General features: G+C 48.3%; 17 protein-coding genes. 11 read left to right on the top strand and 6 right to left on the bottom strand.

Features of this window, described 5'->3' with window-relative positions:
* The first annotated feature begins 109 nt into the window (after positions 1-109).
* From ACSTTG_RS04845 to ACSTTG_RS04825, 5 genes are read left to right on the top strand one after another with little or no spacing between them, the layout of a single operon-like run.
* Complete coding sequence (locus ACSTTG_RS04845) at positions 110-403, top strand: HMA2 domain-containing protein (RefSeq protein ID WP_438473943.1); 294 nt, start codon at positions 110-112, stop codon at positions 401-403.
* Complete coding sequence (locus tag ACSTTG_RS04840; protein ID WP_438473942.1) at positions 396-1,118, top strand: YtxH domain-containing protein; 723 nt, start codon at positions 396-398, stop codon at positions 1,116-1,118. The genes ACSTTG_RS04845 and ACSTTG_RS04840 overlap by 8 nt, the downstream gene beginning before the upstream one ends.
* 2 nt (positions 1,119-1,120) lie before the next feature.
* The gene (locus ACSTTG_RS04835; protein ID WP_438473941.1) at positions 1,121-1,429 is read left to right on the top strand and encodes a magnetosome protein MamC family protein; all 309 of its coding nucleotides are present in this window, start codon (positions 1,121-1,123) and stop codon (positions 1,427-1,429) included.
* A complete protein-coding gene (locus ACSTTG_RS04830) occupies positions 1,416-1,721 on the top strand; it encodes a YtxH domain-containing protein (RefSeq protein ID WP_438458338.1) in 306 nt (101 codons plus the stop codon). The genes ACSTTG_RS04835 and ACSTTG_RS04830 overlap by 14 nt, the downstream gene beginning before the upstream one ends.
* On the top strand, positions 1,718-3,781 hold the full coding sequence (locus ACSTTG_RS04825) for a heavy metal translocating P-type ATPase (RefSeq protein ID WP_438473940.1): 2,064 nt from the start codon (positions 1,718-1,720) through the stop codon (positions 3,779-3,781). The genes ACSTTG_RS04830 and ACSTTG_RS04825 overlap by 4 nt, the downstream gene beginning before the upstream one ends.
* A gap of 343 nt (positions 3,782-4,124) precedes the next feature.
* Here the strand turns inward: ACSTTG_RS04825 and ACSTTG_RS04820 are convergent, their stop codons facing one another.
* The gene (locus ACSTTG_RS04820) at positions 4,125-4,286 is read right to left on the bottom strand and encodes a hypothetical protein (RefSeq protein WP_438473939.1); all 162 of its coding nucleotides are present in this window, start codon (positions 4,284-4,286) and stop codon (positions 4,125-4,127) included.
* Between the two features lie 146 nt (positions 4,287-4,432).
* Here ACSTTG_RS04820 and ACSTTG_RS04815 point away from each other — a divergent pair, with 146 nt between their 5' ends.
* Positions 4,433-5,215 (top strand): phosphate/phosphite/phosphonate ABC transporter substrate-binding protein, encoded by a 783-nt coding sequence (locus ACSTTG_RS04815; RefSeq protein WP_438474472.1) that lies wholly within the window; start codon positions 4,433-4,435, stop codon positions 5,213-5,215.
* Positions 5,216-5,223: 8 nt separating this feature from the next.
* A complete protein-coding gene (locus ACSTTG_RS04810; RefSeq protein WP_438473938.1) occupies positions 5,224-7,851 on the top strand; it encodes an ATP-binding protein in 2,628 nt (875 codons plus the stop codon).
* Here the strand turns inward: ACSTTG_RS04810 and ACSTTG_RS04805 are convergent.
* Together ACSTTG_RS04805 and ACSTTG_RS04800 are read right to left on the bottom strand one after the other, a co-directional pair.
* Complete coding sequence (locus ACSTTG_RS04805) at positions 7,848-8,636, bottom strand: transporter substrate-binding domain-containing protein (protein ID WP_438473937.1); 789 nt, start codon at positions 8,634-8,636, stop codon at positions 7,848-7,850. The genes ACSTTG_RS04810 and ACSTTG_RS04805 overlap by 4 nt on opposite strands.
* A 218-nt stretch (positions 8,637-8,854) precedes the next feature.
* The gene (locus ACSTTG_RS04800; protein WP_438473936.1) at positions 8,855-9,187 is read right to left on the bottom strand and encodes a hypothetical protein; all 333 of its coding nucleotides are present in this window, start codon (positions 9,185-9,187) and stop codon (positions 8,855-8,857) included.
* Between the two features lie 342 nt (positions 9,188-9,529).
* Here ACSTTG_RS04800 and ACSTTG_RS04795 point away from each other — a divergent pair, with 342 nt between their 5' ends.
* Positions 9,530-9,745, top strand: a complete 216-nt coding sequence (locus ACSTTG_RS04795; RefSeq protein WP_438458343.1) for a hypothetical protein — start codon at positions 9,530-9,532, stop codon at positions 9,743-9,745.
* A gap of 68 nt (positions 9,746-9,813) precedes the next feature.
* On the opposite strand, the gene ACSTTG_RS04790 is transcribed toward ACSTTG_RS04795, so the two are convergent.
* A complete protein-coding gene (locus ACSTTG_RS04790) occupies positions 9,814-11,328 on the bottom strand; it encodes a protein adenylyltransferase SelO (protein ID WP_438473935.1) in 1,515 nt (504 codons plus the stop codon).
* 334 nt (positions 11,329-11,662) lie between these two features.
* Here ACSTTG_RS04790 and ACSTTG_RS04785 point away from each other — a divergent pair, with 334 nt between their 5' ends.
* Together ACSTTG_RS04785 and ACSTTG_RS04780 are read left to right on the top strand one after the other, a co-directional pair.
* Positions 11,663-12,118 (top strand): hypothetical protein, encoded by a 456-nt coding sequence (locus tag ACSTTG_RS04785; RefSeq protein ID WP_438458345.1) that lies wholly within the window; start codon positions 11,663-11,665, stop codon positions 12,116-12,118.
* A 211-nt stretch (positions 12,119-12,329) separates the two neighbouring features.
* Positions 12,330-12,860 (top strand): cobalamin adenosyltransferase family protein, encoded by a 531-nt coding sequence (locus ACSTTG_RS04780; RefSeq protein ID WP_438458346.1) that lies wholly within the window; start codon positions 12,330-12,332, stop codon positions 12,858-12,860.
* A gap of 6 nt (positions 12,861-12,866) precedes the next feature.
* On the opposite strand, the gene ACSTTG_RS04775 is transcribed toward ACSTTG_RS04780, so the two are convergent.
* Together ACSTTG_RS04775 and ACSTTG_RS04770 are read right to left on the bottom strand one after the other, a co-directional pair.
* A complete protein-coding gene (locus ACSTTG_RS04775; RefSeq protein ID WP_438473934.1) occupies positions 12,867-14,063 on the bottom strand; it encodes an MFS transporter in 1,197 nt (398 codons plus the stop codon).
* Between the two features lie 81 nt (positions 14,064-14,144).
* Positions 14,145-15,209, bottom strand: coding sequence for a radical SAM protein (locus ACSTTG_RS04770; protein ID WP_438473933.1), 1,065 nt, complete (start codon positions 15,207-15,209; stop codon positions 14,145-14,147).
* Between the two features lie 65 nt (positions 15,210-15,274).
* Here ACSTTG_RS04770 and ACSTTG_RS04765 point away from each other — a divergent pair, with 65 nt between their 5' ends.
* Positions 15,275-16,198 (top strand): LysR family transcriptional regulator, encoded by a 924-nt coding sequence (locus ACSTTG_RS04765; RefSeq protein ID WP_438473932.1) that lies wholly within the window; start codon positions 15,275-15,277, stop codon positions 16,196-16,198.
* Positions 16,199-16,414 lie beyond the last annotated feature (216 nt).

The raw sequence follows: 16,414 nt of genomic DNA, 5'->3' as shown, positions 1-16,414 counted from the left end.
GTAGAAAAGTGCTTACACGGTGTGTTTTTTTACTGATATGCAACACAGCTAGTATATACTTCCAGCGATGGAAGAGTATATAAAACAGGCCTTAAAACTAAGGAAGTGGGTGAGGATTGGCCACCATATCCCCGGGCGAGTGCGACTTAAGTACAAGTTAGGCATCGTCGCGCATCTTGCGAGCTATCGCAGTGATGATATTGAGCAAGCGATTGCCGCCATTCCTGCTTTTAAAGACTACAAGCTCAATACCGCAACAGGGAGTGTGCTGATTGAATATGACGCTAAGCTGATCAGTCCAGAGTGGATTGATGCCCTGTTTGCACAATCTGAGTCGCAGGCAAGAGAGGCGTGTTATGCAATTGCGGGATCGATGACAACCAATGGAGTGACCAATGAGTGATTCACAGCCGTCCATGAATCCCTATGAGGCGTATTTTCGTGCAATGATGGATATGCAAGTGGAGATGGCAAAAGCGTACGCCAATGCACAGCAAAACGGCTACCCCATGCCGCCGCCAGCAATGCATCCTGGGGCGTTTCCACCCCAGATGCCACCGCCTATGGCAGGTATGATGCCACCACCACCTTGGGGACACGGTATGCCACCGGCGCAGCCGATGCAGGCCCCACCACACAATCACACCCAACCCGCGCAGGAGGCAACCGACACCAATCCACTTTTCGAGCAGGCGCAGGCTATGCTTGAGGGAGCGCTTGGTGAGGAAGCGGGATTATTTAACGAGATATTAGGAAGCTTTGGTATGAGTGATAAAGAGTTTTGGAAGGGCGCTATGGTTGGTGCTGCCGCGGCATTATTGCTGAGTAACGACAACGTGCGCAATAAGTTGATGGGGATGGTCTCTGGTGCTGGCGATATGCTCAAGACGGGTGGGGCGTCAGTTAAAGACGCTGCTGTTAACACGGCCAGTTCAGTAAAAGAGAATGTTTCAACGGGCAGTGAGATCTTTAAAGACACCGTGGCCGCTGGCAAGCAAGGGTTTGAGCAATCCGTTGAAAAGCATACAGCAGAGCCTGCCGTCAAAGCGGTATCCGCCGACACGCCAGTGCCCGCAGATAGCGACGATGACACCAAACCTGTGATTAAAGAGCAATAGTGATGAGTAACGCAACGGATAAACTCAGCACAGCTAATCGGGCGTTAATTGTCGGTGCGTTAGCTGGGGGCAGCGCCTCTATTGCACGCCACTTGCCTGCTCACAGGGCGGGCGAGATCAGCACCGATACCATGGTGTGCAGTGCAGCGCAAAGTGCGATAAAAACCGCTGCTGTTGCGGGGACCACCACGTATATCGCTGAAAAGATGGCCGGTCGACCGCTGCTCTCAATGCTAACCATTTTAAGTGTCGGCGCTGCCGGCTTGTATCTGATGGATCAGACCAAGGAAACAATGGATGAACAACAATAATAACCCTTATGCTAACTATCCTTACTACGGCTATGCGCCTCAGGCTCAGAGTGAACCACAACAGCCTGCTTACCAACAACAAAACAGCAAGACGCACTTTGTGATGGGTGTTGCAGCAGGTGCAGCGGTGGCCTACCTATTGACGAACAAAAAGTTCAAGCAAGGGGTGGTTAATACGGGTGAGAAGGCCTGGTCTGCGGTGCGCGGTGAAGTGGAAGAGCTCAAAGAACGCCTAGAGGATACCCAGGCTGAGCTAGAGTACTATCGCAATCTTGCCAAAGGCGAAGAATGATTGCGCTGCAAGTCAGGCACCACCTGCCAGGCAGGATTCGTTTCAAGCTACGTGCTTTAAGACAGTATAAAGATATCGGGGGCTGGCTCAAGTCGAGTCTGATGGCGATACAGGGCATTAAGCAGGTTCGTGTCAACGCTCTGGCCGATTCCATCGTGGTCGATTATGACAAAGAGGTCATTCGCCCTGACGCAGTGCGAGATCGAATTCGGCAGCTGGATCTCAGCCAAAGCACCAGTGAAGAGCAAGAAAGCGAATTTACCCGCGGTGATGTGGCGATGAATATCATTGGCACGATTGCCACTCTACTTTTGCCAAGTCGTTGGAGTGCGATGAGTACCGCGCTATTGATCGCGCCAACCTTGTTTGAGGGGCTCAAAGACTTAAAAGCGCGCTCGGTCTCTGTAGAAGTCCTTGATGCTGTCGCAGTAGGACTATCGGCATGGCGGGGTGACTATCGCACCGCGATGATCACCCAAAGCCTCATCAGTCTTGGCGAATACATGGAGCAGGAGACAAGCCGCAACAGCGATCAGCTATTGGCCGATTTGATGCGACCGCAGCAGAGTATGGTCTGGCGTGTGGCTGACGACGGGCAGCTAGAGCAGGTCAGCTCTACGGAGCTTGAGGTGGGCGATAATATTGAACTTGGACCTGGGGTCGCGATTCCAATCGATGGCACGGTAATCAAGGGAGCGGCGCTGGTTAATCAATCGTCGCTTACCGGAGAAAATGTGCCAGTGCGACGTGAAGAGGGGGCGGTTGTCTACTCGGGCACCTCTGTTCATGATGGCAATATTCGTGTGCGAGTTGATAAAGTTGGCAGCGAGGCAACCACCGCTCAAATTGCCAAACTGATTTATCACTCACTGAGTGAAAAAAGTGAAATCCAACAGGTCACTCAAGACATGGCCAACCGCCGAGTGAAAATCACGCTCGCGATTGGGACGGCAGTGTTTGCGTTGACCCAAGATATTAATCGCGTTGCGTCGGTGTTTTTGGTCGATTACTCGTGTGCGCTCAAATTGAGCACCCCAGTCACCTTTAAATCAATTATGTATCGAGCAGCTCAGCAAGGCATCCTATTTAAAGGCGGAAGTGCGATAGAAAAGTTGGTTAAGGTTGACACCTGTGTGTTTGATAAAACCGGTACTCTCACACATGGTGACATGGAGGTAACGGATGTTATTCCGTTGTGCCCAACCAACAGCGCCCGTGATCTGCTTGCGATTGCGGCCTCTGTTGAGGAGCATAGCAATCACCCCTTATCTCAAGCGGTCGTGAATGCGGCTAAGGATCATGAACTGCCTCATATCGAGCACGGCGAGGTCGACTATGTTATCGCTCATGGTTTGAGAAGCACTTTGAATGGACACACTCTAGTTATGGGTAGCCGACATTTCTTGGAGGTGCATGAGGATGTCGATTTTAGTGAGTTCGAGGGCATGATCCGTGATTATGAAGCTAAAGGGCGGCATCTTGTCTATATCTCTTGTCAGCATAAGCTGATAGGTATGATTGGTCTTCGCGACCATTTGCGTCAAGATGCCAAGCAAACCTTAAGCGATCTGAGAGCGTTTGGGGTTAAAGAGTTGGTGATGATTTCTGGTGATAGCCAGTTTAAGGCGCAGATCTTGGCCGGCGAACTGCACATGGATAGGGTTTACGCTGAAACCCGTCCAGCCGATAAATCACGGATTGTTGCTGAGTTGCAAAGTCAGGGCAAAACCGTGATGTTTGTTGGTGATGGGGTCAACGATGCCCCGGCTTTGACGCAAGCCGATGTTGGTGTGGCCATGGGCAAGGGCACGGAGTTGGCTCGACAAGTCGCCGATGTCGTACTGATCCATGACAATCTGCACGGGCTATCGCAGGCGCGTGAGTTGGCGAATATTGCTATGCAGGTGATAACGTCTAATATTCGCCTGGCTGAATACGTCAACAGTGGTATCATGCTTGCCGCTGCATTGGGTTATCTTAATCCTGCACTAAGCGCTCTATTGCACAATGGTACAACACTGTCCATCCTAGCTCGCTCTGCCGCGCTAAAAAACCAATAAGTTTACTTCACCTAGTTCGACCTCGCTGACACTCCATCTCGAGGTTGCTTGGGTGGGGATAGAACCCCCTAGCGTTTGGCGAATATTGTCTTCGTTTTGCTCGACTGGGTCCAACTCATAAGAGCATAAACGCATACAACCATGGCTAGGGCTAGCCAATTTGAATAAAGGCTGACAACCGAGCCAGCCGTCAAGGCGATGATCAGTTTTACAAACTCTACTTTCAACGGCTTAGTGACTAACATTATTCCTTCCCTAGCTTAGCGATCGTTTAGATTATAAAGTAATCAATCTGTTCAAAGATGTAAATAAGAATAAGCTGCGTTTGCACATAGTTTTCGATTCAAGTTTGGCAAAGAACATCGCGAATGTGGCGCACAAAGCCCTCCTTGGTGATCGGCCAAGCCAACTGGTTAAACATCGTCACCAAAGAAACCACAGTCACCATAGTCAGCGACCATCCCCTTTCTTGAGATAGGCCGAATATCGATGCTGTCGCCGACATCTTAAGCTCACTTGGGTATAAGCATTAAGTTGTCTATATTTAAGAGGTTCAAGTATTTAGAGCAGCTAAGGGATTAGGGGAGAGCTTAGATGGGCAAGGACTTCAAACTGCACAAACTCGGCTTGGTTGTTATTCGGCTATCAGGGATGCTACTGCTGATCTTTAACCTAGCCGCTGCTCATGCTGAGCCAGCGCGGGTATTAACATTTGGCGTTGTTCCTCAGCAATCTGCCGCTAAATTGGCACAAAGTTGGCAGCCGCTTATCAAGCGTTGGGGCGAGCTTGCAAATATCGATATCAAATTTGCCACTGCGCGGGACATTCCCACCTTTGAACAGCGTTTAGCAGCAGGTGAATACGATATCGCTTATATGAACCCTTATCATTTCACTCTGTTTAACCGTGCTCCAGGGTACACTGCGCTTGCTCGAGCCAAGGACAAACGGATAGAAGGTATTTTGGTGGCAAGACAAGATTGGCAGGGGGAACTTAGCGACCTTAATCAAGTTATACTGGCGTTTCCCGCCCCGCGTGCATTTGCCGCTACCATTGTTAATCAATCTGAGCTTAAGCAGTTCGGCATTGATTTTGAGGCGAAGTACGTTGGCTCTCACGATTCTGTCTACCTCGGTGTCGCAAAAGGGCTGTATCGCGCAGGCGGTGGCGTTGCTCGGACATTTAACAGTTTGGCTCCCGAGGTCCGCAGTCAACTAAAAATTATTCACAGAACACAAGCCTATACACCACACGCGATTGCCATAGCCAACGCGGTCGACCCTGTGATCCAGCAAGCCTTAAGCGAAGCGATTGAGGCATTAAACCAAGATGCTACCGCCAAGCAAAGTTTTGATTCGCTCAATATACCCGGACTTCAGCCTGCAGTAGATAGCGATTGGCAAGACATTGTTGAGCTAAACATCGAGCTGTAGGTATCAAGATGACTTTGCGCTCGAAAACGATTATTGGGATTGCTCTGATTGAAGCGCTGGCTTTAGGGCTACTGATCATTAGTGGTTTGAGCTGGCTAAAAAGCTCGAACGAGCAACAACTTCAACTGGGCAGCTCGCAATTGGCGAGTGTGTTCGCTAGCGCCTCGCGGGATGCTGTGATTGCGACCGACCTTGCCTATCTAGATAGTTTTGCCCAATCTGTCGCAAGTGAGCACAATCTCGCGTATATCCGTATTTTGGACCAAGGCCGTCAAGTGTTAACCACCAAAGGTGACTATGATGGAGTGGACACCTCTGTTCGTCCCTTTGATGTCCCTGATGGGGTTTATGATGTGGTGAGTGAGATCCAGCTTAATGGTCAAGTGTTTGGCTACGTGGAAATGGGTGTCAAGGTGGAGGGGCTTCATCAAGTGCTTGAGCTGGCCACGCAAGCGAGCCTGATCATTGCTGGTGTCGAGATGTCTTTGGTGGCCCTGTTTTCATTTGCTCTGGGTACATACCTTATGCGGCGCTTGGATCTGCTGCGCAAAGGGGTAGTTCAGGTCACTAAACAAGGTCCAGGGGCACAGATTTCGATAAGCGGCAACGATGAGGTTACACGCGTAGGTGAGGCGTTTAACCAGATGTCGCTCTCATTGGCAGAAGCACAACAGAAACTTCAACAAGAGTACTCGAATCAGCAAAGGCTTACGGAGAAAGTTACCCAACTGGCTCAGGTCGCCGAGCACGCGCGCGATGTGATTATTATCACCGGGCCCAACGGCAAAATCACCTGGGTCAATCCGGCATTTGAACAGCTCACTGAGTACACCTTGGAGGAGGTGATTGGCTTGTCACCAGGGGATTTGCTGCAAGGGGAAGGAACGGATAAGTCTACCGTGACCAGGCTGTCTGACAGTATTCGTGAGCACCAGCCGATTCGGGTAGAGATCCTAAATTACACCAAGTCTCGACGCTCGTACTGGGTAGAACTTGATGTCACCCCAGTCAAAGACAAGTATGGCCGACTACAGAGATATATTGCGGTTGAGCGAGATATCACCGATCGCATCGAGATTGAAAAGCAACTTTCATCAGCACTGGATAAATCTAACAGGGCGGCGCAAGCGAAATCAGAGTTCTTGGCCAATATGAGTCATGAAATACGCACGCCGATGAATGCCATCATGGGGATCAGCGAGTTGTTGATGCAAGATGAACAGCGTACTGAGCAACTGGGACAACTGAAGTTGCTTCATCAGTCGGCTGATAACTTGGTCACCGTGATCAACGACATTCTCGATTACAGTAAAATTGAAGCCGGCAAGCTGAGTTTAGTCAATGAAGCGTTTGATCTACGTGAGTTGGTGGAGAGCTGCTGTGAATTGTGTGCTTATCAAGCCAACAAAAAGGGGCTGACATTACTGGTAGATATGCCTGCATCACTAAACAGTGCTGTGATGGCAGATAAAGGACGCATCAACCAAATCCTACTGAACTTATTGGGCAATGCGATTAAATTTACTGATACAGGATATGTGTTATTACGCGTATCACCCAAAGAGTCAGCTGAACATCACGGTTATCTGTTTGAAGTGATTGATACTGGAATTGGAATTCCTCCAGATCGCTTACCTTATATTATGGATAAGTTCGAGCAAGCAGATAATTCGGTTACGCGCCAATACGAAGGCACAGGCTTGGGTTTAGCCATCTCTAAGCATCTCATTGATATGTATCATGGCGAATTGTCTGTCACTTCACAGCTCGGTCAGGGATCGTGTTTTTGTTTTGAGCTGTGGCTTTCCGCCCAGACGCAACCAACGGTGGTGGCGAAAGATAGACTCAATGCCCACCTGACTATCGTTGATGACTGCGGCACAAGAGCCGAACTGATCGCTCGTATGGCACGTGACCTTGGGCTTACCGTCAGTCACTATACAGAGCTCACAGGCAGTGCTGTTGAGATTGAACAGCTTAAACTCGGGCATGTTATCGTCGGTCAGCGTGATATTGAAGCTCAAAAAAACGCATTAGATTGCATTGAGCAAGTACAGAGTGCTGACTTTATCCATGCGATAGAACCAAGTGGAGATACTAGGCGATCACAATTTGGCCGGGTGTTACGCCAGCCAATCACGTATAGCAAACTAAGTGCACTTTACCAACAGCCTGCGCAATCAGCCGCACTGGCATCCAATAGCACCCTGTGTGATTTCTCAGACATCAAATTGCTCGTGGCAGAAGACAGTGATATCAATCGAATCTTAATCTCCTCAATGCTAAAAGATACCAACATCAACCTTACCCTAGCGGAGGATGGTGTTGAGGCGGTGCGGCTTTATCAGCAGGTGCAACCGGATCTGGTGATCACAGATATTTCGATGCCAAACAAGGATGGTTTTACCGTGACCAAAGAGATCCGAGCAATGCAGCAGTCAGGTGATTATCCCTGGTGTCCAATCATCGCTTTCTCGGCTCATGCACTGTTAGAAGAGCGGCAAAAAGGCGTCCTATCGGGTATGGATGATTACCTAACCAAACCGGTGAAAAAGGCACAACTGCTCGAGATGATAGAAAAGTGGATGAGGGGAGAGTCTGCCCTCGCAAAAAGGGCAGGCACGGAGTATAGCTAGATCTTGGTGTTCATGTTGGTAGCAATGATGCGTTCGAGTTCACCGCTGGTTGTAAGCTTCTCTAGCACTTTATCTACAGCGGCTTTGAGTTCACTATCTTTGGCCATCATGGTACCAATACTCGATTGGGTAAACTCGAAGTCTGGCATCGAGCGACATAGCTCTGGGTAATTGGCTGCGCGATAATCTGCTTCCACCGAATCCGGAATCATCAGATCAACCGTGCCATCCAAAATTCGGTCATAGACATGCTTGTTGGTAGGCTCAACATGCAGTTTTGCGTTTTTTAGTGTCGTTCGGGCAAATTTGGCATTGGTACCGCCCTCGTTGATGATCACCGTGGTGGAGGGCTGATCGATTTTTTCCAAGCTATCAAACTTAGTTGCATTTTCACACAGCGTGATTGGTGTTTTGCCGTAAACATAGTAGGGCGTCGAGAAATACGCAGTTCGCTGGCGTTCGTCGTTGATTGAGATCCCTGTCATGCCAAGGTGATAACGACCCTGATGAAAATCTTGCATTAGCGTAGGCCAACTGGTTGGGACAAGCTCAATGCTAACCCCTAGGTAAGCGGCGATTTCAGCGGCAATATCGTGTTCGATGCCGATATAGCGGCCATCTTCTAGCTTCTCGGAGAAGGGCATATAGTCTCCGGTCACACCGACCTTTAACGTTTTAGTGGCGATGATTTCATCCAATATATCGCCCGAGTACGCCTGCCAAGAGGTGGCCGAAAGTAGACAAAGTAATACACTGCTGGCGAGGGTTTGTTGGTGCTTATGCATAATTTACAACTTTAATACGGTCAAATAGATAGTGAAAAACGCTACTTAGAGCGTGTTGTGCAATGTATCCCACTGTAAAGATGTCTGGAGATGTTTTCAATCCAATTTTGTCAAGTGCTGTGCTCTTGGTGGTTGTTTTTTTGGATGTACAATAATATTTACGTCTGCAAGGGTTTTCTGTGGCGCCAACCATGGTTAGCGCCAAGTTGCTTGCCTATCTATGGCTGTAAAGGCGGGTGAAACGGCGGTTGATTATCAATGCTAAGCTCATGGGAAGCGCCGGAGTCTAGCTGCTGAGTAGAAGGCAGTATTTCTTGGTCGATATGAGGTGGTATGTCAAAAACAGGTTGTGGCTTGGGTAGCGCGGCAAGATACTGCTCAAAAGCATAGGTTAGGTACGCAGCAATCTCGTCTGGATCATTGGTATTCATCTCACTGGGTGCGTCGGCATAAGCGGTGTTAATTGAGATCTCTGGCATGCCGGCCAAAAACTCGGCAAATAAGCGGTTGGCGATATCAAACTCGCGTTGAGTGGCAGTTATTGTGCTCATGATTCAGTCCTTTTGTTGAGTTTACTACCCGCAAAATGCAAGTAACGTAATGACAGAAGGTGACGAATAAATAACTAGAAACGAACCTTGTTGGTGAGTGGTAATTCCACATTAACAAATTGTCTCCAAATTTCAACATTAATAACAATGGATAAAATAGAGCTTGATTTGCCGTGCAAGATTCAATAAAACTGTAGTTATAGCCATATGACGTCAGTTTACGAGTAGCGAAAACAGTATCTTGTGACCATATGGCTATAGAGAGCTGTTATGACTGTACTTAAGTTGTCTGTATCTTGAGACCACTTGAGTATCAGTAGTCAAGGAAGAGGGATAACACTTATGCATGTAAAAAAAATTAATGACAAGCAGATCCGTGAAATGATGATGGAGCAACCGAAATTGTTCCCAGGTATGATCTCCACCCATTTCTACATCGGTATTATTCGTCAAGAGATGGCTTTGTACGAGCATCAGGCCAACCCATCAAGTGTAGAACAGTTGTTATCTGGCTATCTTGGATTTAAAAACGATTGCTTGGTGTTGCCCGAGTTTTAATCATTTTATTGACGCGGCTTATTTTGAATGTTGACTGATGCTGCATAACAAATAACCACGCCGAATGCTCAAGAGGAGCAGCTTATCTCAATATCCTCAGCCCACGTTGGGGGAAGATTAGCGTAGTGTTGTAACTCGGGCTGTTCATCAAAGGGATGTTTGAGCAGCTGAGCAAGGCGGTGTACTTCGGAATAATCTCCTTGCTCAGCGAGTACGATGGCTTGCTGCGCTAGATAGTTCCTTAGGATGTATTTAGGGTTGACCTTGCGCATTGCCTTACATCGCTCTTTATCAGTTATCGTCACACCCTGCTGCCCAGTCTCAAGTTTACAGCGCTTGAGATAGCGAGATAGCCAAGACGAACTAGCCTTTGAATCAACAAATAGCTCAGTGACATTAGTACCATCTTGATGGTCAAGGTAGCTTAATTCGCGCATAAAGCGGGTGTAGTCAGTGTGATGCTGCTCGAGCAGTGAAAACAGGTCACTAATCAGTGCTGCATCTTCGGGCTGCTTGCTTTTTAAACCGAGCTTAGAGCGAATGATCTCACTGTAATGGTGATTTATCTTGCTCTGATAGTGAGAGAGCTCGGCCTCGATGTGTTGCTTGTCTATCAGTGGGGTCAGCGCTTGTCCAAGCGCACTAAGGTTCCATAGCCCAACACTGGGTTGCATATCAAATGCGTAGCGACCCTGATAGTCGGAATGATTAGGAATAAATTGGCTATTGTATCCATCCATAAAGCCAAACGGACCAAAATCAAAGGTTTCGCCCAAAATCGACATATTGTCGGTGTTCATTACCCCATGAGTGAATCCAAGTCCCTGCCACTGCGCAATTAAAGCGGCAGTTTTGTCAATTATCTTGATGAACATACTAAGGTAGGGATGCTCTGAATCAAGGCATTCTGGCCAGTACCACTCAATGACTTTATCGGCGAGCAGTCGCAAGTGGTCAGTTTGTTGCGAATCTGTTTGTTGCAAATAGTAGAAATGCTCGAAGTGACCAAAGCGAATGTGACTCGGGGTTGTCCTGAGCAACATCGCGCCAAATTCGCTCTTTTCTCGATACACGGGAGTGTCGCTGGTGAACATGCCAAGCGCTCGCGTCGTTGGCACGCCAAGGCCTGCCAGGGCTTCGCTGCAAAGGTACTCGCGAATGGTTGAGCGCAATACAGCGCGACCATCACCCATGCGAGAGTAAGGCGTGATCCCAGCACCTTTTAGGTGCAGATCGTGCAAGCGGCCGTCTCTATCTCTGAGCTCACCGAGCAACAACCCACGTCCATCCCCCAGATCAGGATTGTAACTGCCAAATTGATGTCCCGCGTATTTCATTGCGAGGGCAGGGTGGTGTTCAAGGGCCTGCTCGCCAAAAAGAAAGCGCTGCAGTAATCCACTGGGAGGGGTTTGCGGCCAGTCGAATTGCTTGGCTAAATCCTGATTCCAGATCACCCAGCGTGAGTTACTCAGGGGCTTGACGCCAATGCGGGTGAAAAACGCGCCGGGCATGTCAGCAAAGCGGTGACTGAGCTTGTTGATAGTGTTGATCGCTTCATTATCACCAAGGTTATCCTTATCCATTCCTGCAGCTCCCAAGCTAAGTTAATTCATTATCGAGTTATGGGTATGTGTAGTAATACGCTTGGTTAGTAGTGGCGATTACTTACAGACTATAGACTCTAAACTTAAGTAGCCCCATCATGACAAGACTGATATGGATTAGCATTAATCCCTAATAAAATCGGTGCTAATAGTGAAAATTTTGGATATCCATTAATGGGACGGATGTAACATCTATTGAGTGGTAATGTAGTGGTTCATTAAACTTTAAAATATGCTCATTAGTATGACAAATACTATCAAAAAGAAAATTGATAGAAAAATATACTAATACGTCTAATTGGATAGGTTTTAAATGAATAACAAATTTGGCTGCTTGGCTTTTACGCTGTTTCTATGCAGTACACTATTACCATTTTCTAAAGTGGAGATTTGGAGGATGACGGTGGTGACTAAAGGCTATGAAGTGATACCCGTTGCGGCACTTTTTGCTGTCTCTCTATGCTTGGTATTGTGTGTTACCGGTGCTCCACGGCTTATGCTCAAAGGCTTAACGGCGATTTTTCTTCTCTTTGCGGGTAATGAAATTTATCAAAGCTTCGTCAGTGCGATGGAGGCTTACGAAGCGTTCGGTGTGCCTCTTCGTCACGCTGATGTGACCCGTATTATGGGCGAGGTGATTGGTTCCTTAGCGCTTGGCGCATACTGTCTGCTATGCGCCAAGCTGATGATGCTGGTGTTTCTTTTTCTGCCCTATACAGAGAATCGAGAGCTTTGGGCGCCGCTGCTCAAAGTTGTCAGTCAACCTTAGGTAAAGCTTGATCGGCGTTAATCAATGAGTTGAAGCAAGGGGCGAAGAGTATGCAGTACGCACTGTACCTTCGCCCCTTACTATCAAATTGGTTTCGGCTCAGTAGGTCAACGTCATCCCACCTTAACCTTTCTTAATTTTGTCTTTGAGTTTGACCAAACATCGTCCCTATGTGACTATCGGCTTGATATAACTACAAAGAAATCAGCTTATGAAATATTCAGGCAAACCTGGGGAGCTCGCCTATCCCTTTATCTTTGAGCAAAGTAGCTTGTGCGATTATGAGATTTTAACCGATGAGCTGTGCACCTTTACCGGACTTGCTCTCAGTGCGGTGACCCAACCGGAGATTCGCCAGTCTTTGGAGAGGCTGCAGCCTAAGCTGTTCCATTTAAATGGCTCAATTCGTGGTAAATGTGGCATCTTTGAAAGTGATTTAGAGCAGCTGGCAGAAGAGTATTTTTACTTCAAAGAGCAAGTGGAAGATAAAGGCAAGCGCTTTGTGCTACCGCGCGGCCAAGGGGCAGTGGTTCAACTGCATTACTGTCGCAGCTTAAGTAAAAAGGTCGTTCGCCTGTTAGTTAAGGTAGAGCAAGAGGGTAAAGCAGTAGCGCCAACCTTACCCCGTTTCGCCAATTTGCTGGCCAACTACTACTTTGCTCTGACTCGCTTAATCAACCAATACGACGGTATTGAAGAGCCGGAGTATCACAGCATCAATTATCCTGCCAAGGGACAGTAATACGCTTTACCCCTGAAGAATTTTTTTATCCCGCGCTGCAAGGTTGTTAAACACAACACATAATGACGCCACGACGGCAATAACGCCAAGTGGCAAGACCCAGCCATCGGTTAGGGTATGTGTATAACCGATAATGGTTGGGCCAGTCGCCGCCAATGCGTAGCCGATGCTCTGAGAAAGTCCTGAGAGCGCGGCTGCTTGGCCTGGGTTATTGGTCCGCAACCCAACAAAAGACATCGCGATGATAAAGGTGGAGCAGTTGGCAAGACCAAACAAGCCGACCCACAAAATCGCCCAACTCGGCACAAATACCATGCCACCCAAAGCGACAACCACACTCGATGTGCAAAGGGTGATCAGGGCGCGCTGACTGTTGGAGCGCGAAAGGATTGGCAGCATGATCAGCCCAGGGATCATGGTAGAAAACTGAAGGAAGCTGTAGATATAGCCCGCATCAACCTCGCTATAATTTAAATCACTGAGCATTTTCGGCAACCAGCCCGCCAATGAGTAAAATGTAAAGGAGTTTAAACCAATCCCAAGCGTCACTTGCCATGCGATTGGACACTTGAGTAGTGCCCTCATCGGGGTCGAATTGACCTGATTACCATTCTGTTGGCGGCTGGTTTGATAGCTTTGCCGTTGAGGAAGCCAAACAGCCAGTGCTAGGCATGGAAAAATAAGATTGAACACCAGGGCAACCTGCCAACCTGAGAGATTGGCAAAACTAAAGGTCGATAGGGGAACCATTAAACCTGCACTTAAGGTCGAACCCACCCCCATGATGAAGATATACAACGAGGTGATGACCGATATTCTGGCTGGAAAACTCACCTTGACCACGACCGGAAGCAGGACGTTACCCGCCGCAATACCAGCGCCGAGCAGTATCGTGCCTAAATACAGCGACAACTCCTGACCCGATGAGCGCAATAACACCCCCACGGCAATTAAAATCAGGGCAAGGAACAGGCTATTATACAGACCAATACGCTGTGATACGGTGGCAGCGATGGGTGAGAAAATCGCAAATGACAGCAGGGGCAGGGCAGTGAGGAACCCTGCCGACGAAGCTGAGAGCGATAGGTCGGTCATTATCTGGCCAAGCACAGGCGCAAGGCTGGTAAAAGGTGCACGCAGATTTAGCGCAATAAAAAGAATGCCGATCAAGGCGATGACGCCCGCTCGCTTGGCCTGGTTCATGGAATTTTCCTCGATTAATCAGCGCGCTAGTATAGCGGAAATGAGACATAGCGCGAAGACTTATTGTATGATTTATCGCCATTAAATCATGCGTTGACGCAGCTGATAGCAAAGGCGGTCGATACTCTCTCCCTCATCATTGCCAACCTTGTTCAGTTCCCTCTGCACCGTATCGTAATAAAGCTGATTATCCATATCCTCAAGCTCAGCGTAGTAGTTGAGTCGTCTGCCAAGCATAAAATTATTTTGTCTATTGCTCGGCATAGTCAGCAGTTGGTCGATACGTGAGATAAACACATCTTTATCACCGGGCAATTGCCCATGAATCTCGGTGAGTAGGTTGATTGAGTGAAAATGCCCGTAGTGGCTGGATATGTTCTCAAGTCTCGCGATCAAGGCTCGCTGCTCTGCAACCATCTCGAGCTCACCAAGTGGTGTGAACTTTCCAGATTTGACCAGTTGGTCGAGTGGCGTATCCGGTTTGACGGCCAAAGATAAAACACGGATTTCATCGGGATCAATTTGGTTAAGTAGCGTCGCTGTCTGTTCAACGTGCTCGTTTGATAGCTCTTTACCCCCCAACCCTGTGATAATAAAGGTCATGATCTTCATCCCTGCTTGTTTGGCCATTTGCGCAGATTTGAGGATCGACTTCGGCGTGATGCCTTTTTTCATCTTTTTCAGCACTTCAATTGAGCCAGATTCCATACCGCAATAGAGCATGTTCAACCCCGCCTCACAGATGGCTTTCATCTCCTCGGCGCTCTTTTTGCTCATGGTTTGCGCGCGTCCGTATGAGCTGATTTGGGTTAGCTCTGGAAAGGCTTGCTTTAGGGTGTTTAGTACCAAGATAAGGTCTTGGGTGGGCATGGCAAACGAGTCACCATCTTGTAGGAAGCACTGGGTGAACTTGCGTCCACGATAGAAGGCTTTGGCTGCCCAGATATCCTTGATGATTTCGTCGACCGGACGAATGTGGAAATCCATTCCGGCAAATAAAGTGCAAAAGCTGCACTTATTCCACGGACAGCCTTGGGTAGTGCGGATCAGTAGACTGTTTGCCTCTGAGGGTGGACGAATGGGACCTTGTTGAAAAAGCGCAGTTTGCATGGCGATACCTGGTAAGTCTTGAAAACGCGTCATCATAGGGCTTGTTGACTAAAGCAGACACACTATATTGATAGATATATTCTCAAATAGAGATTGAAAATATGCTTCTCAATGATCTTCTAGTGGTACTCAAGGTAGCCGAGTTTCGCAGCATTACTGCGGCAGCGAATAGCATGGACATGCAAATGGCCACCGCGAGCGCTGCTCTTAAGCGGGTAGAGAAAGAGATCGGCTTTGAGCTGTTTGTGCGCACGACACGTCAGCTCAGGCTTTCACCTGCTGGTGAGCGCTACCTACCTCAATGCGAGCAGGCATTGCAGTTACTTGAGAACGCTAAGCTGAATATTCAAGAAGACCTTGATGTGCTCGGTGGAGAGGTGCGCATCGCGCTGTCGTCAGATTTAGGGCGTAATGTGGTGACCCCATGGCTTGATGCCTTTCTGCTTGAGCACCCTGAGGTTGAGCTGCGCAGCAACATCAGCGACAGCAATATTGACTTCTATCGTGACTCGGTGGACATGGCCCTGCGCTATGGCTCGCCCAATGACGCCAATATGTATGGCTTTAAGATCTGCGATGTGCCGCGTCTGTTATGTGCCGCGCCAAGTTATCTTGAAAAGCACGGCATGCCAGATACCCCTGAATCTCTGCAATATTTTAATGGTCTGTTTTACCAGCTGCGCGATATCGTCCAAGACGAGTGGCGCTTTACCAAAGGCGATGAGCTGCATAAGGTCAAACTTAAGGGCAACCGCGCTTCAAATGATGGCGACCTAGTGCGGCGCTGGTGCGTCTCTGGTTATGGTTTTGCGATTAAATCGTGTCTGGATATGGCCGATGACTTGCTTAATCAGCGTGTAGTGAGTGTCTTGCCCGAGTATGTACCGACCTCAACCGAGCTTTGGCTTGTTTGCCCCAGTCGTCAGTCGATTACCCCAACAGTGCGGCTACTGAGAGACTATTTCCGCCAACAAACCAGCGACATCTTGCAACAATTGTCTCAGCAAGGGATTTTGTCGAGATAGCGCCGATTGTGGCGCCTTGTTTGTCTTGTAGCATAGCGAACCTGTAACCACCCATAACCAATATGGCGGTGTGCCAAGTGTTGATTGCTGTCTGATTTATCGGCAGTCATTCGGTGATCTCAATCAATCTTGGTCAGATTATGCCCTTTGACTGGCAGTCATAGCCTAAGCTTGTACAATCAAGCCGGTTTTCAATGATTTGATAACTGACAATGG

Source organism: Vibrio glycogenivorans (assembly GCF_051660965.1).
Classification (GTDB): Bacteria; Pseudomonadota; Gammaproteobacteria; order Enterobacterales; family Vibrionaceae; genus Vibrio.
The sequence above is the reverse complement of the archived record's forward strand: the minus strand, read 5'-3'. Positions and strand labels throughout refer to the sequence as shown.